Source organism: Niveispirillum sp. (genome assembly GCF_052437035.1).
Lineage (GTDB): Bacteria > Pseudomonadota > Alphaproteobacteria > Azospirillales > Azospirillaceae > Niveispirillum.
Genome location: NZ_JBQVOH010000002.1, coordinates 429496 through 448919, shown reverse-complemented (window position 1 = coordinate 448919; position 19424 = coordinate 429496). Strand labels below are relative to the sequence as shown.

Sequence of the window (19424 nt, the reverse complement as noted above, 5' to 3'; positions counted from 1 at the left end):
CTGTATATCATCCATGCGTCGGGCGCATTCCCGTGTCCGACCAACAGACAGGGCGCCTGGGACGTCATCCGGCGTTCGGCAGTTGCGCCACTATCTAGGGACGGGTCCATGGACTGGGACAAGCTTCGCGTCTTTCACGCTGTGGCGGAGGCGGGCAGCTTCACGCATGCGGGGGAAACCCTGAACCTCAGCCAGTCGGCGGTCAGCCGGCAGATCAGCGCGCTGGAGGAAAGCCTCCATGTGCCGCTGTTCCATCGCCATGCGCGCGGGCTGATTCTGACGGAACAGGGTGAATTGCTCTACCGCACCGCGCGGGAGGTGTTTGCCAAGCTCTCGATGACGGAGGCCATGCTCTCCGAATCGAAAGAGCATCCGAAGGGCCCGTTGAAGGTCACCACCACCATCGCGCTCGGCTCCACCTGGCTGACGCCGCGGGTGAAGGATTTCCTGTCGCTCTATCCGGATGTGCAGCTGACGCTGCTGCTGGACGATAACGAGCTGGACCTGTCGATGCGCGAGGCGGATATCGCCATCCGCCTGTCGGCCCCGCGCCAGCCGGATCTGATCCAGCGTCATCTGATGACAGTGCGCGTGCACCTGTACGCCCACAAATCCTACATCGAAAAGCGCGGCATGCCGCAGTCGGTGGCGGAACTGGACCAGCATGACCTGATCGCCTATCCGAACGAGGCGCGGGCACCGGTCACCAACATCAACTGGGCCCTGCATGTCGGCGACCCGCCGGGTGGCGAACGCCACACTGCGCTGCGCGTCAACAGCCTGTACGCCATGTTCCGCGCCGTTCAGTCTGGCCTGGGCATTGCCTCGCTGCCCGACTATGTCGTCGACAACCAGCCCGATATCGTCCGCATCCTGCCGGAAGTGAGCGGGCCGCGCATCGATGCCTATTTCGTCTACGCCGAAGAACTGCGCCATTCCAAGCGCATCGCCGTGTTCCGTGACTTCCTCGTGAAGAAGGTCGCTGAGACCTTCCCATCGAGCCATGCATCAAACGCATAACTCAGGCTTGGCTTCACCCCTGGTATAATCGGCCTGGATGCTTAAATCTTGGGCCATCGCTGCTGCGACGCAGCAGCGACGTTTCGCCCCGATTTACCCGGTCGGGGTTGGGTCCTTGACCCAGCGTCTCCCAGACGTGAAGCCTCCCTGTTCAACTCGGCCGGAAACCTTTTGGTTTTCCGGCCGTTTTTTTATCTGCCCATCTCTTGATCAGCCCCACGCCCGAAATTCCGGCACAGGGCGGATGGCCTCAGCCTATCCCCCTCAGCCTATCCAATTGTGCATTTCACGCTGGGCGCCACCTGGATTATGATGTCACCTGTGAATATCGGGGCACCTGATCATGGCGATCAACGGCATCAACAGTTCAGGCACCTATACCGCGCCGGCCCCACCCCCACCGGAGGGGGCGCCCGGTCGCCGTTCTGCCGATCCCGCACCGGCCCCGCCGCCGCCCCGGCCTGCACCTGCCCCGCAATTGCCCGACCGCAATCTGGCACCGGTGCGTCCCGTGACGCTGGAACCCGTGCGTCCCGTCACCCTGGCCCCGGTACAGCCGGTGCAGTATCGCGGCTATATCATCGATATTTCGGCCTGACGATCAGGCTATAGCTGTTTCCGGGAAACCGAAAACAGCTATAGCTTTTCGTTCTCCTCAATCGCCGGCGCTGCATCCGCAGCTTGGCTTCACGCGGCATGGGCCGCGCGGCGGCAGTCGCCGCCGGAGCTGTTTCCGGTAAACCGAAAACAGCTCTGAGGCGCGTCAGGCGCTTTGCTTCTGCTTGTCCGGATTATGGGCGCCCAGCGCCGGCGGTTCGGACAGATCGCCCTCATGCGGCTTCACATCAACGATGCTGTAGCCGCCATCCTCCGGGAAGCGCATCAGCACCTTGCGCCGGGCACGCGGCATGTCGCTGGCAAAGAAGAAGACATAGCGGCCTTCATCCCACAGGCGCGTGATATTGCTGGGCTCCAGCGGGGAGGCCGCCTCCGGGCGGCGGCGGACACAGATGATCCAACCGGTTTCCGACAGGCCGCGCCGTTCATCCATCACCAGCACACGGCGGTCCTCCGCCTCCAACTGCTCGATCATGCGCTTCAGGTGATCGGTGCGCGATTGCAGCTCGTCCGCCTCATGATCATCCTGACCTGCCGTCAGGCGCTGGCCCAGGCTTTCGCGGGCAAGGGCGCGGATCTTGTTGCTCAGCGCCTGCTGGCGCCGCCGCAGCTCGACCATCGCCTTTCTTGCTTCCTTGAGGCTGTGATTGGCCTTCAACACTGTCGGCTTCATCGACAGGAAGACAATCATCAGCATCAGGGCGATGGAAAAGCCACTCATGCCGGCTCCATTTCCGGATTGTCGGCGGTTTCCACACCGGCCCCTTCCTCACTATCCTTGGGCGCTGCGGCCCCGGTCAGGGCCTGCGCAAAGACAGCCTTGAAGCCGGAAGCCTTGGGATAGACCCGTTCGAACTCCGCCTTTGCCTCCTCCGGTCCGCGCGCCCAGACATGCACGGGACAGGGCTGCGCCCAGGAATTGTCGTAGAAGGGATGCTTCTCCCCCCGCTTCACCTGATGCGAAACCGAGCTGTTGAAGACCAGGAATTCGTACGGCTTGTTGGGGAACTGCTCCGCCCCGATCATGCGCACGAAGCGATGGGGGCTTTTTTCCAGTTCGCGGATACGGCCCTTCAGGGCCTTTTCCTCACGCTGCGCCGTGAACAGATGGGTCGCGGCACCGGCAGCAGTGTTCTTGCGCGCCTCCACCCGGTTGGACAGGCCAGTTGCGATGCGGGCATAGCGCGCCAGCCGGCTGCGCATCATCGTCTCATTGCCCTGCGCGCGGATGATCCGGCCCCAGACATAGGCAACCATCGACACCATCACGTTCGCAGCGACGGAGGCCACGAAGGTGATCACTGCAAACCGGACCAGTTCGATGATGCCGTTGAGCACAAGGTGCCTCGGAAAGTATCCAACCGAATTATTGTAGTGAAAGTTTCAAATCCTTGAAAGAGGCATTAAACAGGACCGAATTCGTCGCCAAACCATTGATCGCTCCACTGAAAACGCCCTGTTCAATTCAATGGCTGGTGTGACACCGGGTCGTCATGCCCAACAGATTGCGTGGGCTGCCGAACGATGGTCAGCCGGGCCTTGCGGTTTGTCGGCCGCTATGTGTGAATGACGACAGACAGAGGGCGGAGAAGCCGGCATGGAACAGCGCATCACCCTGATCACCCTGCGCGTCGCCGATGTGGCGCGGTCACGGGCCTTTTATGAAGGGCTGGGCTGGAAAGCCGCGAGCGGCAGCCAGCCCTCCTTCGCGTTTTTCCAGATGGGCGGCATGGGCCTGGGCCTGCTGGCCGCAGACAGCTTTGAGAAGGAGATTGCGGGCGATGCCGGCAAGGTGACGCATGGCCCCACGATGCTGGCGCATAATGTGCGCGGCAAGGCCGACGTGGACCGGCTGGTTTCCTTCGCCCTGACCCAGGGCGGGCGGCTGGTGCGGGCCCCGGCGGATCAGTTCTGGGGCGGCTATTCCGGCATCTATGCCGATCCGGACGGCCATTACTGGGAAATCGCCTTCAACCCGTTCTGGCCCCTGGCCGAAGACGGGTCGGTCACCCTGGACTGACCGGGCGCGTCATGGACATCCTGTTGAACGGCGCCACAGTGAAGGCCGATCCCGCCGGGGCCCTGTTCTGGCCCACGCGCGGCTGGCTGCTGGTTGCCGACCTGCATCTGGAGAAAGGGTCGGCCTTTGCCCGGATGGGACAGTTCCTGCCCCCCTATGATACCGCGGCCACCCTGTCACGGCTGGAGGAACTGTGCCGGCACTGGCGACCCAACCGGGTCGTCTGTCTGGGGGACAGTTTCCATGATCGCGATGCCGCCGCCCGCGTTTCAGACGCCGATGGCCGGCGTATCGCCGCCCTGACCGCGGCCCATGATTGGGTCTGGATCGCCGGCAACCATGACCCCGCCCCGCCGCCTGGATGGGGCGGCATGGTGGTGGCGGAAGAATTGCGCGAGGGGCCGTTGGTCCTGCGGCACGAGGCGGTGAAGGACCGGATGGCGGGGGCGGGCGAAATCTCCGGCCATTACCATCCCAAGGCGGCGGCGGTGGTGCGGGGCAAGCGGATTAGCGCGCGCTGTTTCGCGGGCGACGGTCGGCGCATGATCCTTCCGGCCTTCGGCGCCTATGCCGGTGGTCTGAACGTTCTGGACCCCGCCATTTCCGGCCTGCTGCACCGGCCCTTCCAGGCCTGGATGCTGGGCACTGGCCGCCTGTTCCCCCTGCCCTGCACCCGGCTGTCGGCGGACAATACCACCCGGCGCGAGATTGCCGCCGCGCAGGGGTGAAAAGACAAGCCCCCGGAAGCGGGGGAGGCATCCGGGGGCAGCAACAGGCTGGCAGCCAAAGGAGGGGGGGAGAACAGGATGGCCGCCGCCATTACCACCAGTTAGGTTCCCCGCAGGCGGCGTCAACCAGGATGGATAAAAAATAATCTTCGCAAAAGGATAGGGGTGCAGGTGATCCAAGGCGGCATCGGCAACGTATCATCAGTAAATTCTGATGTTTCACCCGGAAGCATGCCCAACCTGATGACCGATCCGCGTCCCATCATCGTCTGGTTCCGCCAGGATTTGCGTTTGGCCGACAATCCGGCCCTGCACCATGCCGTGGAAAGCGGGCGGCCCGTCCTGCCCGTCTATGTTCTGGATGATGTCACCCCCGGCGCCTGGAGGGCCGGGGGGGCCACGCGCTGGTGGCTGCATCACAGCCTGACGCATCTGTCGGCGGCATTGGAACGGCTGGGGTCACCATTGCTGCTGCTGCGCGGGCCGGGTGACGCCGTGATCGGTGACCTGGCGGCGCGGGTGGATGCGGCGGAACTGGTCTGGAACCGCTGCTATGAACCCTTTGCCATTGAGCGCGATTCGCGCCTGAAGGCCGCCTTGAAGGGCAAGGTGAAGGTTACCAGCCACAAGGCCGCCCTGCTCAACGAACCCTGGGAAGTGCTGACGGGCCAGGGCACGCCTTACAAGGTTTTCACCCCCTATTGGCGGGCCTGTGTCGCCGTCACCAATCCGGAACGGCCCCTGCCCACCCCGGACCGGCTATCCCCCTGCCCCAACCGCCCGCAAGGTGATGCGCTGTCCGACTGGGCCTTGCTACCCACCCGGCCCGATTGGGCGGGCGGATTTCGTCGCGCCTGGGCCGATGGTCTGGGCGTCGGTGAGACGGCGGCATCCGCGCGCCTGACCCATTTCCTGTCAGACGGTGCCGCCAATTACAGCGCCGGGCGCGATGTGCCCGGCATTGACGGCACCTCGCGCCTGTCGCCGCATCTGCATTTCGGTGAAATCTCCCCCCGTCAGGTCTGGCACGTTGCAAAGCTGGCAGGCGATCGGGGCAGCGAGGCGTTCAAGGCGCAGATAGACAGTTTCCTGCGCGAGATCGGGTGGCGGGAATTCTGCCATTCCCTTCTGTACCATTTCCCCACCCTGCCCGAACGCCCCCTGTCACCGGCTTTCGAGTCATTCCCCTGGACCCGCGACGACAAGGCCCTTGCCGCGTGGCAGCGGGGACAGACCGGATATCCCATCGTCGATGCCGGCATGCGCCAGCTCTGGGCCACGGGCTGGATGCATAACCGTGTGCGGATGATCGTGGGGTCCCTGCTGGTCAAGCATCTGCTGCTGCCCTGGCAGGCGGGAGAGGATTGGTTCTGGGACACGCTGGTTGATGCCGATCTGGCCAACAATGCCGCTGGCTGGCAATGGATCGGGGGTTGCGGGGCCGACGCCGCACCCTATTTCCGGGTCTTCAATCCCGTCCTGCAGGGACAGAAATTCGATCCCGACGGTCGTTATGTCCGCCATTGGGTACCCGAACTGAAACATATGCCGGACAAATATATTCATGCCCCGTGGACCGCACCGCCGATGGTGCTACACGGGGCCGGTGTAAACCTTGGCCGTGACTATCCCGCCCCCATCATTGATCATGCGCTGGGCCGGCAGCGCGCGCTGGACGCCTTTGCCACGATGCGTGGCGGCGATCCGGCGATCCCGGCCTGAAGGAAGGACGACCTATGAAAATCGCGGTTATCGGTGCCGGCATCTCGGGGCTCAGCGCTGCCTGGCTGCTGAACCGTCACGGCCATGACGTGACGGTGTTTGAACAGAACAACTATCTGGGCGGCCATTCCAACACGGTGGATGTGACGGGCAAGAACGGGGAGAATATCCCCGTCGATACCGGCTTCATCGTGTTCAACGAGGCGACCTATCCCAACCTGATCGCCCTGTTCGCGCATCTGGGCGTGCCTTCCATGCCCTGCACCATGAGCTTTGCCGTCAGCCTGGACCGGGGCCGCCTGGAATATTCCGGCAGCAATCTGGCCGGCATGTTCGCGCAGAAGCGTAACCTGCTGTCGCCCAGCTATCACCTGATGCTGCGCGACATCGTGCGCTTCTACCGCGAGGCGCCGAAGCTGCTGCGCGATCCCGCAGCCATCAACCAGACGCTGGGCGAATATCTGGATGCGGGCCGCTATGGCCACCGCTTCATCTATGACCATCTGCTGCCCATGGGGGCGGCCATCTGGTCGTCCACCATATCGGAGATGCTGGCCTTCCCGGCCCATAGCTTTGTGCGCTTCTTCCAGAACCATGGCCTGATGAAGATCAAGAACCGGCCGCAATGGTTCACCGTGAAGGGGGGTAGCCGTTCCTATGTGCGGGTGCTGGCCGATACGTTGGCCGGACGGTTCCATACCGACCGCGCCATCATCGCCATGCGCCGCACGCCCACCGGTGTCTGGCTGCGCGATACGGAGGGGCAGGAGACGCAATATGATCAGGTGGTGATCGGTGCCCATGCCGATCAGGCGCTGGCCATGCTGACCGACGCCGATGAACAGGAAAAGCGCGTGCTGGGCGCCTTCCGCTATCAGTTGAACCGCGCGCATCTGCACCGTGACCCGGCCCTGATGCCCAAGCGGCCAAAGGCCTGGTCGGCCTGGAACTATCTGGCCAACGGCACCCGCGACCGCAATGCCAAGGTGGCCGTCACGTACTGGATGAACGAGTTGCAGGGCATTGATGAGGGCAACCCCCTGTTCGTGACGCTGAACCCGATCCAGCCGCCGCGCCCGGAATACAAGATCAAGGAATTCATCTACGACCATCCCATGTTCGACGCCGCCGCCATCCGCGCGCAGGGTGAGATGGCCCGCATCCAGGGCGTGCGCCGCACCTGGTTCTGCGGTGCCTATCTTGGCTATGGCTTCCATGAGGATGGGCTGTCGGCGGGGCTGGCGGTGGCAGAGGCGCTGGGCGCCAAGCGGCCCTGGAACACCACCGACGTCTCTCCCGCCGGGCGCAATGCCAAGCCGCTGAAGCCCTTCAAGGCGGCGGCGGAGTGACGGGCATGACGGGAGAGGATGGCCAATCCCACGCGTTGTACCATTGCCGGGTGTTCCACGCCCGGTACCGGCCCTTCCGGCACGCGTTCAATTACCGCGTCTGGTCGCTGCTGCTGGATATCGACCGGCTGCACGATCTGCCAAAGCCGCTGACCCATAACCGCCCCGGCTTGCTGTCCATCCAGGACCGCGATCATGGACGGCGCGACGGGTCGCCCCTGCGCCCCTGGGTGGAGCGGATGCTGGCAGAAAAGGGCGTCCATCTGGACGGCGGGCGCATCCTTCTGTTCTGTTTTCCCCGCGTGCTGGGCTATGCTTTCAATCCGTTGTCCGTCTATTACGGCTATGGACCGGACGGCGCCTTGCGCGGGGTGGTGTACGAGGTGAAGAACACCTTCGGCGATCAGCATTGCTATGTGATCCCCACACCGGGCGGCCTTGCGGACCACGCGCACGCCAAGGAATTCCACGTCTCCCCGTTCTTCGATCTCGAAGGTGGCTATCGGTTCCGCCTGTCGCTGCCGGGCGACAGGATCGGGATCGATATCCGTTATGGCGATGATCAGGGTGATTTGCTGGTGGCGACCCAGACGGGTGAACGCCACCAACTGACCACCCGTAGCCTGTGGGCGGCCATCGCGCGCCATCCGCTGGTCACCCTGAAAGTCATCGCCGGCATCCATTGGGAAGCGCTGAAGCTGTGGCGCAAGGGCGCGCGGTTCCACCGCCGCCCCGAACCGCCCGTTCGTCTTAAGCCGCTTGCCGAACGACCCGCCCGATCCATTTCAACCACCGGCCAAACAATGGTGGAACCATGACCGAACAGACCGAAAGCCATCTCCTGGGCCTGGGCCAGACGGCCATCCATTATCGCCCGTCGCGCATGATGCGGCTGCTGATCTCGCTGGCCCCCTCGATCCGGGTTGGCTCCCTGACCATTGTCCTGCCCGACGGGCGCAGCCACCGTTTTGACGGCACGGCCCCCGGCCCGCATGGCGTGCTGTATGTCCGCAACGACCGGCTGGCTCGGCGCATGCTGCTGGGTGGCAAGCTGGGCTTTTGCGAAAGCTATCTGGATGGCGACTGGACCAGCCCGGATGTGCCTGCCCTGTTCGAGATGGCGCTGCTGAACGAGACGGAACTGGACCGCGCCATGAATGGCAAGGCCTGGGTCCGGGCGCTGAATTTCCTGCTGCACGCGGCCAAGCCGAACAGCAAGTCAGGCTCCAAGCGCAACATCGCCTATCACTACGACCTGGGGAACAGCTTCTATTCCCGTTGGCTGGACCCATCCATGACCTATTCGGCGGCGGTCTATGCCGACCTGGACAAGGCCGAGCCGCTGTACGAGGCGCAGCAGCGCAAATATGCCGCCATCGCCGCCCGCATGGATCTGCAACCGGGGCAACATGTGCTGGAAATCGGCTGCGGCTGGGGTGGATTTGCGGAATATGCGGCCAAGGTGGTGGGCGCACGCGTCACCGGCGTGACCATCAGCAAGGCCCAGCATGATTATGCCGTGGCCCGCATGGAGCGGGCGGGCCTGTCGCACATGGTCGATATCCGGTTGCAGGATTACCGCGACATCACCGAACAGTTTGACCGCGTCGCCAGCATCGAGATGTTCGAAGCCGTGGGCGAACGCTATTGGCCCACCTATTTCAACACGCTGCGCGACCGGTTGAAGCCGGGTGGCAAGGCATCGTTGCAGATCATCACCATCGGTGAAGATCATTTCGAGGGCTATCGCAAGGGTGCCGACTATATCCAGCGCTATATCTTCCCCGGCGGCATGCTGCCCAGCCCCACCCGCCTGAAGGCAGAGGTCGAGGGAGCAGGTCTGAGTTTCGACAGCACCGAAAGCTATGGCCTGCATTATGCCCGCACGCTGCGCGAATGGCAGGTGGCGTTCCAGGCGGCTTGGCCGGAGTTGAAGGACGGGTTCGACACCCGTTTCAAGCGTATGTGGGAACAGTATCTCTGGTACTGCGAGGCGGGGTTCAAGGTCGGCACCATCGACCTTGTGCATGTGGGGATTTCGAAGGGCTGAGGACATCGCCATGCGCGTCGCCCTGCGCCACCTCCTGCCCTATGCATTGCCGGCCCTGCCGCTGGCCATCCTGGTCCTGCCCGTCTATGTGTTTCTGCCTTCGGCCTATGCCCAGGCGGGAATGCCGCTGGCCAGCATCGGCATCGTCCTGCTGCTGTCCCGGCTGTGGGACGGGGTGACGGACCCGCTGGTTGGTGCCCTGTCCGACCGCACCGTCACCCGGTTTGGGCGGCGAAAGCCCTGGATCGCAGCAGGCCTGCCCCTGACATTGCTGTCGCTCTGGTTCCTTATGGTGCCGGATGATGGGGTGGGGCCGGCCTATCTGCTGGGCTGGTCCTTTGCCCTGTTCCTGGGCTGGACCATGATGATCGTGCCGCTGACAGCCTGGGGGGCAGAACTTTCCGGTGATTATCACCAGCGCACGCGCATTGCGGGTTTCCGCGAAGGCGCCGCCATTGTCGGCACCGTGCTTGCCCTGACCCTGCCCTTTGCCATGGGCGTGGGGGCAGCCGGGCAGGAACGCGACGCCCTGCGCCTGCTGGCCCTTGTTCTGCTTGTGATTTTGCCCCTGTTTACAGTAATCGCGCTCGTCAGCGTTCCCGAATATCCGCAGCCGGCCAAGTCGCGGCTGAAATTCCGGCGCGGGATGAAAGTGATTTTCGCCAACGGGGCTTTCCGGAAACTGATCGCGGCCTATGTCATCAATGGTGTGGCGAACGGCCTGCCGGCACAACTTTTCCTGTTTTTCGTTCAGCATCTGCTGATGGAAGGGGAACGTGCCGGCCTGCTGCTGCTGTCCTATTTCGCATCTGGTCTTCTGGCGGTGCCACTGTGGCTGTGGTTGAGCGGAAAATACGGCAAGCATGTCGTCTGGCGCTGGGCGATGTTCTGGAACATCGGCTGGTTCCTGGCGGTACCATTGCTGGGGCCGGGCGACTTCACGGCGTTCCTGGTCATCTGTGTGATGACGGGAATGTCGCTGGGGGCCGATCTGATCCTGCCATCGGCCATGCAGGCCGATGTGGTGGATATGGACACGGCCCGCACCGGTCGGGCCCGCACGGGTCTTTACTTCGCCTTCTGGGGCCTGGCGACCAAACTGGCAACCGCGCTAGCCGCCCTGGGCCTGACTGTGGCGGGCCTGTTCGGTTTCGACCCCGCCACGGGCGGAACGGAAATGGGGCAGACAGCGCTGCTGTGGCTGTACGCCCTGGTTCCGGTGGTCTTCAAACTGTTCGCCATCGCCCTTCTTTGGCACTGGCCCATCGATGCCGACATGCAGGCAAGCCTGCGCGCCCGCATCGCCGCCCGCACCTGAATTTCCTTCCCCGAAACCCGACGCGGAGAGCGCCATGTTTCGCCGCCTGTTCGTCCTGGCCGGCCTTTGTCTGGCCCTATCCGGGTGCACCAACATGAAACCGGAACAATTCGCCAATCAGAAACCCGCCCTGGCCCTTGAAGAATATTTCGACGGCCATACCCGTGCCTATGGCATCGTGGAGGATCGGTTCGGCAATGTCCGCCGCACCTTCACCGTCGATATCAAGGGCGAATGGGACGGCAAGGTCCTGATCCTGACCGAAGATTTCGTGTGGAATGACGGGGAGCTGGAACAGCGCATCTGGCGCCTGACCCGTGACGGCCCCACCCCCAACGACTGGACCGGCACTACCGCCGACGCCATCGGCCCCGCCAAGGGCCGCGTGTCCGGTAATGCCTATAACATGGTCTATGACTTCAACCTGAAAATGGATGGCAGCCGGACCAAGGTGCGTTTCGACGACTGGATGTTCCTGATGCCCGACGGCGTGCTGCTGAACCGTGCCACCATGAGCAAGTTCGGCATCCATCTGGCGACCGTCACCATCGCGTTCAAGAAGGACGTGGCGGTACGAGAGGCGGTGAAGGCGGCGGAGTGAGGGATAATACGAAACAGGCGGGTCCCCCCGGGCCCGCCTGTCTCTCCCCCCGAAGCGGGCGCCGCTGGCTTAGCGGCGCCACTCCCGGTAATCCTCGCCAAAGGCGCGGGCGTAGCGGTCGTAACGGTCATGGCGACCGGCGGGGCGGTTGGACAGGACCAGGGCCGCCACGAAGTAGGCCAGGATCGGGGTGCCGCCCAGGAAGATCATCGACAGGATGGCGGCGATACGCACCCACAGGCGGCTGATCCCCAGCCATTCGGCCACCCCGGCGCAGACGCCGAACAGGATGCCGTTGGTGCTGTCCTTATAGAGCTTCCCACCCTGGAAGCGGCTGGTGAAGCGGTCGAAATGGCGGTTGTAGCGGCTCACGTTTCTCTCCATCGTTCCATCGGTTTGGCAGAACCCCGTCGCCCATCCCGGCGCCAGGGGTGAAGTGCAACTCAAATCAGGCGGCGGACCCACGCTCGGCCACCCGCTTCTTCAGCGCGGCCAGTTCATCCTCGACCCGGCCACGGGCCTCCAGGGTCGCAAACTCGTCCTTCAGCGTGCGGGGCCGGCCCATGGCCATGGCATCGCCGGCGGCCTCAACATGGTCGATCTCGCGTTCCAGTTCACGGGACCGGGCCAGCGCCTCGTCCAGGCGGCCATCATAAAGGCTGGTCCGGGCCCGCAGCCGGTCGACGGCACCGCGGTAGCGGGTGGCAAGGCTGCGGCGGCGGGCATGCGCCTCGGCCAGCTTGTCCTCCAGGGCGCGGGCATCTTCCGTCATCCGGGCGATGGCCGTTTCCAGGGCCTTGATCTCCGCCTCGGCCGGTGCAGCGGCGCGGCGGATTTCATCCTTGGCCGCCAGAGCGGCGCGGGCCAGATCCTCGCGGTTATGGGCCAGCGCGATTTCGGCCTTGCGCTCCCATTCCAGCATCTCGAACTCAGCAGCGCGCCAGTTGGCAGCCAGTTCCTTTTTTTCCGCAATCATGCGGACAGTGCCACAGCGCACTTCGGACAGGGTGTCTTCCATCTCCCGGATCGCCTGGTTCAGCGTCTGCTCCGGGTCCGCCGACCGGTCCAGCAGGCTGGCCAGGTTGGCATTGATGACATCACCGAGGCGGTCGATCAGGCCCATTTTCGGGGCTCCTTCTGAAACAGGTGGGATAGTCGGGTTGGCGGAAGCAGCGTTGATCAGACCAGAATGTTCAGCATAAGGACCATGACGACCGCGACAACCAGGGCCGGGACCATTTCGGTCAGGCTGGAGATGTTCAGGTCGCCGGTGACCTTGTTGGTGCGGGCGGCGCGCTTGGCGAAGAAGGTCATCGTGCTCATTATCGTCTCCATCGGGTTCGAATTTCGGTGGCCGTTTCAGCCATGCCGACATAAAAGCAAACACCGTGCCAAGTGCCATGGAGACCTCAAAAATGGCTGATTTCTGCCATTCTTAATTTTGCGCCTACCCACCCCCGATCTGGTCGATAGCAAATTCCACCATCGAGTGGCGAAAACTACCATCGCGCCAGAATTTGTTGCGATTGGAACGGTCGTGCGGGGCTTTCATGCGCGATTGACCGGCGTGCCGGAACCGGTTACCCATCCCGCCATGGCCGTCTATACTGAAGTTTCCGACGAAGATGTCCGCGCGTTCGTTGCCCAGTATGATCTGGGCGACGTGGTGTCCTGCAAGGGCATCGCCGAGGGCGTGGAGAATTCCAACTTCCTGCTGGTGACCGATAAGGGTCCCTATATCCTCACGCTTTATGAAAAGCGGGTGGACCCGGCGGACCTGCCCTTCTTCTTAGGGTTGATGGATCATCTGGCCGCCAACGGCCTGACCTGTCCGCAGCCCGTGGCCGGCACCGATGGCGTGGCCCTGCGCAGCCTGTGTGGCCGCCCGGCGGTGATCGTCACCTTCCTGAAGGGCATGTGGCCGCGCCGCATCCTGGCCGATCATTGCGCCGGCCTGGGCGAAGGGTTGGCCCGCCTGCATCTGGCTGGCGACGGCTTCACCCTGACGCGCCGCAATTCCCTGTCGGTCGGCGGCTGGCGCCCCCTGTTCGAGGCGTCGCGCTGGCGCGCGGATGAGGTAAAACCGGGTCTGGCCGATGCCCTGGGCGAGGAGCTGGATTATCTGGAGGCCCATTGGCCCAAGGATCTGCCCGCCGGCATCATTCATGCCGACCTGTTCCCCGACAATGTCTTCTTCGCCGATGGCAAGCTGTCAGGCCTGATCGATTTCTATTTCGCCTGCAACGACCAGTTCGCCTATGACGTGGCGATCTGCCTGAATGCCTGGTGCTTTGAGGCGGATGGCGCCTTCAATGTCACCAAGGCCCGGCTGCTGCTGGCCAATTATGACCGCATCCGCCCCCTGTCGGCGGCAGAGCGTGAGGCCCTGCCCATCCTGGCACGCGGTAGCGCCATCCGTTTCCTGCTGACCCGCCTTTATGACTGGCTAAACACGCCGGCGGGCGCGATGGTAAAGCGCAAGGACCCGCTGGAATATCTGCATAAACTGCGTTTCCACCAGCAGATCCGCCACATCGCCGATTACGGGCTGGACCGGTCGTGAGCGAGGGGACCGAAAACGGGAACGTGGTCGATGCCTTCACCGACGGCGCCTGTTCCGGCAATCCCGGTCCGGGCGGCTGGGGCGTGCTGCTGCGCTGGAACGGGACTGAGAAGGAACTGAAGGGTGGGGAGCCCGACACGACCAATAACCGCATGGAATTGATGGCCGCCATCAGTGCTTTAGAGGCGCTGAAGCGTTCCGTTCCCATCCGCCTGCATACCGACAGCCAATATGTGAAGAACGGGATCACCACCTGGATCCATGGCTGGAAGAAGAACGGCTGGAAAACCGCGTCCAAGGACCCTGTGAAGAACGAGGATCTGTGGCGGCGCCTGGACGATCTGGTCGCCCGCCACAAGGTGGAATTCCACTGGGTCAAGGGCCATGCCGGCCATGTGGAGAATGAACGCGCCGACCAGTTGGCCCGCGACGGCCTGCGTGAGGCACGGGACGGCCGCTGATACCGACGGTCATGCGGCGTAGCCGAGCCCACGGATGTGGGCGCTGGCAATTGAAGGGCTTGACTGCAACCTCTGCGCTTGGCGCGTGGCTCAACCATACGGAATGTATACGGAATCGTCGCATGGGCTTTTGCATTCCGCCCCCCATGCCTATATAAATGGGTGTTGAGTTAACCAACTGAGCCAGGGCGACCCGTGCAGAATCTTCTGCGCATTCTGGGGCAGACCTCTTACGAACAGCGGCGACGGGAAATCACCGTCGATGGCCGCCGGATCAGTGTGTGTGTCAGCGAGGAATGCTGGAACGCGCTGGAGGATATCAGCCTTCAAGAAGGCGTCAGCCTGGAAACCCTGGTTGCCAATGTCGCCCGCCGTTGTGGCCGGCGCAGCCTGTCGCTGGAACTCGATCTTTTCGCCGTTTCCTATTACCAGACTGCCAGCCTTCCCTCCGGTGGCTTGCGCGATGTGGAACCGGCCAATCTCTTGCCCTGCTGACAATTAAGCCCCCATTGCCCGCCGCCGCCGCCTCTCGTACAAGGGACGCCAACCGCCCCCTTTGACAGAGAGCGTTTCGCCATGTCCTCCCCTCACCGCCTGATCGCCGTCGATGCCCTGACCCTGGAGGACGCGGCCAGCGAACATGCGGCCCTGGCGGCGGAGATCGGGCATCACCGCGAACGTTACTATAACAAGGCCGATCCGGAGATTTCGGACGCAGACTATGACCGGCTGGAACAGCGTCTGGCCGCCATTGAGGCGCGGTTCCCCGAACTGGTAACGACCGACAGCCCGACACAGACGGTGGGTGCCGCTCCCTCCTCCGGCTTTGGCAAGGTCAAGCATGCCGTGCCCATGCTGTCGCTCTCCAACGCGTTCGAGGATGTGGATGTCAGCGACTTTGTGGGCCGCATCCGCCGCTTCCTGAACCTGTCCGACGACACGCCCATAAGCTTCGTCGCCGAACCAAAGATCGACGGCCTGTCTTTGTCCCTGCGCTATGAGAAGGGCCGGCTGGTGCAGGCGGCCACGCGTGGCGACGGGGCGGAGGGGGAGGATGTGACGGCCAATGTCCGCACCATCCGCGACATCCCACATGAATTGAAGGCCCCCTTCCCCGATCTGGTGGAGGTGCGCGGCGAGGTCTACATGACCCGCGAGGACTTCCTGGACCTGAACCGGGCACAGGCGGAAAAGAACGACAAGATCTTCGCCAACCCCCGCAACGCCGCCGCCGGATCATTGCGCCAGTTGGACAGCACCATCACGGCGGGCCGGCCCCTGCGCTTCTTCGCCTATGCCTGGGGTGCTTTGTCGGAACCGCTGGGCACGACGCAGTGGGAAAGCCGGCAGCGACTGGAAGGTTTCGGCTTCACCCTGTCCTCACCATCCGAACTGTGCACCGGCGCAGAGGCGTTGCTGGCCTATTACCGCATGATCGGACAGCAGCGGCCCAACCTGCCCTTCGACATTGACGGCGTCGTCTACAAGGTCGACAGCCTGGCCCTGCAGGAACGCCTGGGTTTCATCTCCCGCTCCCCGCGCTGGGCCACGGCGCATAAGTACCCGGCGGAGCAGGCCACCACCCGCCTGAAGGCCATCAGCATCCAGGTGGGCCGCACGGGCGCCCTGACACCCGTGGCGGAACTGGAGCCGGTGAATGTCGGCGGCGTCGTGGTCAGCCGCGCGACCCTGCACAACAAGGATGAGATCGAGCGCAAGGATATCCGCGTCGGCGATCTGGTCATCGTACAGCGCGCGGGCGACGTAATCCCGCAGATCGTGGGCTTCGTGCCTGAACAGCGCCCCGCCGACGCACTCCCCTTCGCCTTCCCCGGCTGCTGCCCCGAATGCAGGTCCATGGCGGTGCGGGAGGAAGGCGAGGTTGTCACCCGCTGCACCGGCGGCCTGATCTGCCCGGCGCAGGCGGTGGAGCGGCTGCGCCATTTCGTATCCCGCAATGCCTTTGATATCGAAGGGCTGGGGATTGAGCGTATCCAGCTGTTCTTTGAACAGGGCCGCGTCAAACAGCCCGCCGATATCTTCACGCTGGAGGCACGCGAAGAACAGCGCCTGGACCGGCTGATCAGCATGACCGGCTTTGGCAAGAAGTCGGTGGAGAAGCTGTTCGCCGCCATCGAGGCGCGTCGGACCATCGCGCTGGACCGCTTCATCTTCGCCCTGGGCATCCGCCAGATCGGGGAAGCCACGGCCAAGCTGCTGGCCAAGGCCTATCGCACGGCGGAAAACTGGCGTGACCGCATGGTCGCCGCCGCCGCCGAACGGGCGGACAAGCGCGACGAGAAGAAGCCGGAACTGGTGGGCGAGGCCTATGCCGAGCTGTGCGCCATCGAACAGATCGGCATCAGCGTGGCTGACGACCTGACCGATTTCTTCCGCGAACAGCATAATCTGGACGCCGTCGCCGCCCTGCTGGCGCAGGTGAAACCGGAAGAATATGTGCCGCCGGCAGCGGCCACCACCTCCCCCGTCGCGGGCAAGACGGTGGTGTTCACCGGCACCCTGACCACCATGGGACGGTCAGAGGCCAAGGCCAAGGCAGAGGCCCTGGGCGCCAAGGTCGCCGGATCGGTCAGCGCCAAGACCGACTATGTCATCGTCGGCGCCGATGCCGGGTCCAAGGCCGCCAAGGCCCAGGAACTGGGCGTCACCATCCTGTCGGAGGAGGAATGGGCGGTGTTGATCGGGGGGTAAGCCCCACACATGCCGCCGCATCATCCCTGAAATCGCCGCAATGGGGGTGCATCAGCTTGTGGGGTTGGTGGCCCGGCCCTATCCTGGCCACCAATCCCGATAAAGCCCCTTGCCGGACCTGATGCCTTGAGCAGCCTGAACGCGCCCACCCGTTTCCGCCCTGCCGCCGCCACGGCCAAGCGCGGCCCGTCCGGCCCCACCCCGCCGGGCGGGGGCAATGGTGGTGACAGCGGCGACAAGAAGCCGCGCAAAGGCGGTCCCCGCAAAAGCTGGGGCAAGCGTATCCTATCGGGCCTGATCGTCACCGGCATCTGGGGCGTCATCGTCGCGGCGGGCACAGTCGCCTATGTCGCCCACGACATGCCCGCCATTTCCGAGGTGGCGGAGGCATCGCGCCGGCCCGCCATCACCCTGGTCGCCCTGGACGGGACGGAGTTTCAGCGCCTGGGCGACCTGCGCGGTGAAACGCTGGATGTCAGCCAGTTGCCGCCGCATTTCGTGCAGGCCCTGATTGCAACTGAAGACAGGCGGTTCTTCAGTCATTTCGGTGTCGATCCGGTCGGCATCCTGCGCGCCGCCTACTCTAACTACCGCGCCGGGCGCACGGTTCAGGGCGGGTCCACCCTGACGCAGCAGCTGGCCAAGAACCTGTTCCTGACGCCTGACCAGAATTTCAAGCGCAAGGCGCAGGAAGCGCTGCTGGCGGTGCAGTTGGAGGCCACATACAGCAAGGAACAGATCCTCACCGCCTATCTGAACCGCGTCTATCTGGGGGCCGGCACCTTTGGCGTGGATGCCGCCGCCCGCACCTATTTCAACAAATCGGCGCGTAACCTCACATTGCGCGAATCGGCGATCATTGTCGGCCTGTTGAAGGCGCCGTCACGCTATGCCCCCACGGCCAGCCTGAACCGCGCGACACAGCGCATGGGCGTGGTGCTGCGCGCCATGCTGGACGAAGGTTATATCAATCAGGCGCAGTTCGACGCCGCCATGGCCGCCCCGCCGCCCCCGCCCCGCAAGGAGAGCGAGGATGGCGATGGCCGTTACTTCGCCGGCTGGGTGGCCGATCAGCTTCCTGCCTTTGTCGGGGCCGATCATGGCGACCTTATTGTCTACACCACCTTTGATCCCGGCCTACAGCGCGCCGCCGAACAGAAGGTGACGGAGATGCTGCGCGGACCGGGGGCCGACGCCAAGGTCAGTCAGGCCGCCGCCCTGGTGATGACGCCGGAGGGTGCGATCCGCGCCATGATCGGTGGCAAGGATTATTCCAGCAGCGAGTTCAACCGCGCCACCCAGGCCCTGCGCCAGCCCGGCTCCGCCTTCAAACCCGTTGTCTATCTGACGGCGCTGGAAGAAGGCTGGAACGAGTACAGCACCATCCTGGACGCCCCCTATCGCAAGGGCAAATGGAACCCCGGCAATTATGACGGCAAGTTCCGCGGCGATGTCAGCCTGAGTGACGCGCTGGCCAATTCGCTGAACACCGCCACCGTCCGGCTGGCCGAGGCGGTGGGCATCGACAATGTGCGCCAGACGGCAAAGCGTCTGGGCCTGACCACGCCCATGCGCCGCGACCTGTCGCTGGCGCTGGGCACCTCGGAAGTCACCCTGCTGGACCTGACGGGCGCCTATGCCACGCTGGCCAATGGCGGGGAGGCGGTGATCCCCTATGGCATCCTGGAAATCCGCGACATGAATGGCGGCATCCTGTACCAGCGTCAGGGATCATCCGCCGGCTATGCCGTTGCCGCCCCGGATGTGGAGGCGATGAACCGCCTGCTGCTGGGTCCCGTCATCCGTGGCACCGGCAAGGCCGCCAATCTGGACCGCCCCACGGTGGGCAAGACGGGCACGACCCAGGATTACAAGGATGCCTGGTTCATGGGCTACACCGCCGATCTGGTGGGCGGCGTCTGGCTAGGCAACGACGATGGCGCGCCGATGAAGAAGGTGACGGGCGGTGGCCTGCCGGCCAAGCTGTGGCATGCCATCATGATGGAGGCGCATCAGGGCCTGCCGCCGCGCGACCTGCCCGGCCTGAACGGCAGCCCCGCCACCACGAATGAGCTTCCGCCCGCCCCCGACATGCCGGTGGCCAGCGAGGTGCCCGCCGATGGCACCGTCATGCAGACCGCCGAAGGCACCCCGCCGCCCGAACCGCCTGCATCGGAAGAAGGCGGTGATCCCATCGGCAACCTGCTGCGGCGGCTGACGGGCAAGCAGTAAAAAAGGGGGCGGATAACCGCCCCCTTTTCC

At 64.0% G+C, this 19424-nt stretch carries 20 protein-coding genes; 15 read left to right on the top strand and 5 right to left on the bottom strand.

Features of this window, described 5'->3' with window-relative positions:
• Positions 1–108 precede the first annotated feature (108 nt).
• Positions 109–1020 (top strand): LysR family transcriptional regulator, encoded by a 912-nt coding sequence (locus ACT6Q8_RS07190; RefSeq protein WP_054166071.1) that lies wholly within the window; start codon positions 109–111, stop codon positions 1018–1020.
• 343 nt (positions 1021–1363) lie between these two features.
• Positions 1364–1618, top strand: a complete 255-nt coding sequence (locus ACT6Q8_RS07185; RefSeq protein WP_054166072.1) for a hypothetical protein — start codon at positions 1364–1366, stop codon at positions 1616–1618.
• 165 nt (positions 1619–1783) lie between these two features.
• Here the strand turns inward: ACT6Q8_RS07185 and ACT6Q8_RS07180 are convergent, their stop codons facing one another.
• A complete protein-coding gene (locus tag ACT6Q8_RS07180) occupies positions 1784–2359 on the bottom strand; it encodes a hypothetical protein (RefSeq protein ID WP_054166073.1) in 576 nt (191 codons plus the stop codon).
• On the bottom strand, positions 2356–2976 hold the full coding sequence (locus ACT6Q8_RS07175) for a hypothetical protein (protein WP_054166074.1): 621 nt from the start codon (positions 2974–2976) through the stop codon (positions 2356–2358). The genes ACT6Q8_RS07180 and ACT6Q8_RS07175 overlap by 4 nt, the downstream gene beginning before the upstream one ends.
• A gap of 259 nt (positions 2977–3235) precedes the next feature.
• Here ACT6Q8_RS07175 and ACT6Q8_RS07170 point away from each other — a divergent pair, with 259 nt between their 5' ends.
• From ACT6Q8_RS07170 to ACT6Q8_RS07135, 8 genes are all read left to right on the top strand, one after another.
• Positions 3236–3658 carry a VOC family protein gene (locus ACT6Q8_RS07170; protein ID WP_054166075.1) on the top strand — a complete coding sequence of 141 codons (423 nt, stop codon included), beginning with the start codon at positions 3236–3238 and terminating at the stop codon, positions 3656–3658.
• A gap of 11 nt (positions 3659–3669) precedes the next feature.
• Entirely contained in the window at positions 3670–4386 is a 717-nt protein-coding gene (gene pdeM, locus ACT6Q8_RS07165; protein ID WP_444734628.1) for a ligase-associated DNA damage response endonuclease PdeM, read from the top strand.
• Between the two features lie 243 nt (positions 4387–4629).
• Positions 4630–6108 (top strand): cryptochrome/photolyase family protein, encoded by a 1479-nt coding sequence (locus ACT6Q8_RS07160; protein ID WP_444734627.1) that lies wholly within the window; start codon positions 4630–4632, stop codon positions 6106–6108.
• 14 nt (positions 6109–6122) lie between these two features.
• A complete protein-coding gene (locus ACT6Q8_RS07155) occupies positions 6123–7457 on the top strand; it encodes an NAD(P)/FAD-dependent oxidoreductase (protein WP_054166077.1) in 1335 nt (444 codons plus the stop codon).
• Positions 7458–7462: 5 nt separating this feature from the next.
• The gene (locus tag ACT6Q8_RS07150) at positions 7463–8275 is read left to right on the top strand and encodes a DUF1365 domain-containing protein (RefSeq protein ID WP_444734626.1); all 813 of its coding nucleotides are present in this window, start codon (positions 7463–7465) and stop codon (positions 8273–8275) included.
• Entirely contained in the window at positions 8272–9507 is a 1236-nt protein-coding gene (locus ACT6Q8_RS07145) for an SAM-dependent methyltransferase (protein WP_082371951.1), read from the top strand. Before ACT6Q8_RS07150 ends, ACT6Q8_RS07145 begins: the two co-directional genes overlap by 4 nt.
• A 10-nt stretch (positions 9508–9517) precedes the next feature.
• A complete protein-coding gene (locus ACT6Q8_RS07140; protein WP_444734625.1) occupies positions 9518–10825 on the top strand; it encodes an MFS transporter in 1308 nt (435 codons plus the stop codon).
• Between the two features lie 34 nt (positions 10826–10859).
• Positions 10860–11426: a DUF3833 domain-containing protein gene (locus ACT6Q8_RS07135; RefSeq protein ID WP_054166079.1), complete on the top strand. Its 567-nt coding sequence runs from the start codon at positions 10860–10862 to the stop codon at positions 11424–11426.
• Positions 11427–11495: 69 nt separating this feature from the next.
• Here ACT6Q8_RS07135 and ACT6Q8_RS07130 read toward each other — a convergent pair whose 3' ends face one another.
• The 3 genes from ACT6Q8_RS07130 to ACT6Q8_RS07120 all read right to left on the bottom strand — a co-directional run bounded on the left by ACT6Q8_RS07130 (position 11496) and on the right by ACT6Q8_RS07120 (position 12749).
• A complete protein-coding gene (locus ACT6Q8_RS07130) occupies positions 11496–11798 on the bottom strand; it encodes a PspC domain-containing protein (RefSeq protein ID WP_054166080.1) in 303 nt (100 codons plus the stop codon).
• A 76-nt stretch (positions 11799–11874) separates the two neighbouring features.
• Entirely contained in the window at positions 11875–12549 is a 675-nt protein-coding gene (locus ACT6Q8_RS07125; RefSeq protein ID WP_054166081.1) for a PspA/IM30 family protein, read from the bottom strand.
• A 56-nt stretch (positions 12550–12605) separates the two neighbouring features.
• Positions 12606–12749 carry a hypothetical protein gene (locus ACT6Q8_RS07120; protein WP_444734624.1) on the bottom strand — a complete coding sequence of 48 codons (144 nt, stop codon included), beginning with the start codon at positions 12747–12749 and terminating at the stop codon, positions 12606–12608.
• Between the two features lie 271 nt (positions 12750–13020).
• Here ACT6Q8_RS07120 and ACT6Q8_RS07115 point away from each other — a divergent pair, with 271 nt between their 5' ends.
• From ACT6Q8_RS07115 to ACT6Q8_RS07095, 5 genes are all read left to right on the top strand, one after another.
• Positions 13021–13989: a homoserine kinase gene (locus ACT6Q8_RS07115; protein ID WP_444734639.1), complete on the top strand. Its 969-nt coding sequence runs from the start codon at positions 13021–13023 to the stop codon at positions 13987–13989.
• The gene (gene rnhA / locus ACT6Q8_RS07110; protein ID WP_444734623.1) at positions 13986–14450 is read left to right on the top strand and encodes a ribonuclease HI; all 465 of its coding nucleotides are present in this window, start codon (positions 13986–13988) and stop codon (positions 14448–14450) included. The genes ACT6Q8_RS07115 and rnhA overlap by 4 nt, the downstream gene beginning before the upstream one ends.
• A 195-nt stretch (positions 14451–14645) precedes the next feature.
• Positions 14646–14945 (top strand): ribbon-helix-helix domain-containing protein, encoded by a 300-nt coding sequence (locus ACT6Q8_RS07105; RefSeq protein WP_054166083.1) that lies wholly within the window; start codon positions 14646–14648, stop codon positions 14943–14945.
• Between the two features lie 81 nt (positions 14946–15026).
• The gene (gene ligA, locus ACT6Q8_RS07100; RefSeq protein ID WP_444734622.1) at positions 15027–17162 is read left to right on the top strand and encodes an NAD-dependent DNA ligase LigA; all 2136 of its coding nucleotides are present in this window, start codon (positions 15027–15029) and stop codon (positions 17160–17162) included.
• A gap of 126 nt (positions 17163–17288) precedes the next feature.
• Positions 17289–19394: a transglycosylase domain-containing protein gene (locus ACT6Q8_RS07095; RefSeq protein ID WP_444734621.1), complete on the top strand. Its 2106-nt coding sequence runs from the start codon at positions 17289–17291 to the stop codon at positions 19392–19394.
• Positions 19395–19424 lie beyond the last annotated feature (30 nt).

What these genes read in the sequence shown, in the direction of transcription:
- ACT6Q8_RS07170 (WP_054166075.1), top strand. Translation starts at nt 3,236, where the DNA reads ATGGAACAGCGCATCACCCTGATCACCCTGCGCGTCGCCGATGTGGCG.
- ACT6Q8_RS07125 (WP_054166081.1), bottom strand. Translation starts at nt 12,549, where the DNA reads ATGGGCCTGATCGACCGCCTCGGTGATGTCATCAATGCCAACCTGGCC.
- ACT6Q8_RS07150 (WP_444734626.1), top strand. Translation starts at nt 7,463, where the DNA reads ATGACGGGAGAGGATGGCCAATCCCACGCGTTGTACCATTGCCGGGTG.
- ACT6Q8_RS07160 (WP_444734627.1), top strand. Translation starts at nt 4,630, where the DNA reads ATGACCGATCCGCGTCCCATCATCGTCTGGTTCCGCCAGGATTTGCGT.
- ACT6Q8_RS07190 (WP_054166071.1), top strand. Translation starts at nt 109, where the DNA reads ATGGACTGGGACAAGCTTCGCGTCTTTCACGCTGTGGCGGAGGCGGGC.
- ligA (WP_444734622.1), top strand. Translation starts at nt 15,027, where the DNA reads ATGTCCTCCCCTCACCGCCTGATCGCCGTCGATGCCCTGACCCTGGAG.
- ACT6Q8_RS07120 (WP_444734624.1), bottom strand. Translation starts at nt 12,749, where the DNA reads ATGAGCACGATGACCTTCTTCGCCAAGCGCGCCGCCCGCACCAACAAG.
- ACT6Q8_RS07115 (WP_444734639.1), top strand. Translation starts at nt 13,021, where the DNA reads ATGGCCGTCTATACTGAAGTTTCCGACGAAGATGTCCGCGCGTTCGTT.
- ACT6Q8_RS07140 (WP_444734625.1), top strand. Translation starts at nt 9,518, where the DNA reads ATGCGCGTCGCCCTGCGCCACCTCCTGCCCTATGCATTGCCGGCCCTG.
- ACT6Q8_RS07185 (WP_054166072.1), top strand. Translation starts at nt 1,364, where the DNA reads ATGGCGATCAACGGCATCAACAGTTCAGGCACCTATACCGCGCCGGCC.
- pdeM (WP_444734628.1), top strand. Translation starts at nt 3,670, where the DNA reads ATGGACATCCTGTTGAACGGCGCCACAGTGAAGGCCGATCCCGCCGGG.
- ACT6Q8_RS07155 (WP_054166077.1), top strand. Translation starts at nt 6,123, where the DNA reads ATGAAAATCGCGGTTATCGGTGCCGGCATCTCGGGGCTCAGCGCTGCC.
- ACT6Q8_RS07135 (WP_054166079.1), top strand. Translation starts at nt 10,860, where the DNA reads ATGTTTCGCCGCCTGTTCGTCCTGGCCGGCCTTTGTCTGGCCCTATCC.
- ACT6Q8_RS07145 (WP_082371951.1), top strand. Translation starts at nt 8,272, where the DNA reads ATGACCGAACAGACCGAAAGCCATCTCCTGGGCCTGGGCCAGACGGCC.
- ACT6Q8_RS07180 (WP_054166073.1), bottom strand. Translation starts at nt 2,359, where the DNA reads ATGAGTGGCTTTTCCATCGCCCTGATGCTGATGATTGTCTTCCTGTCG.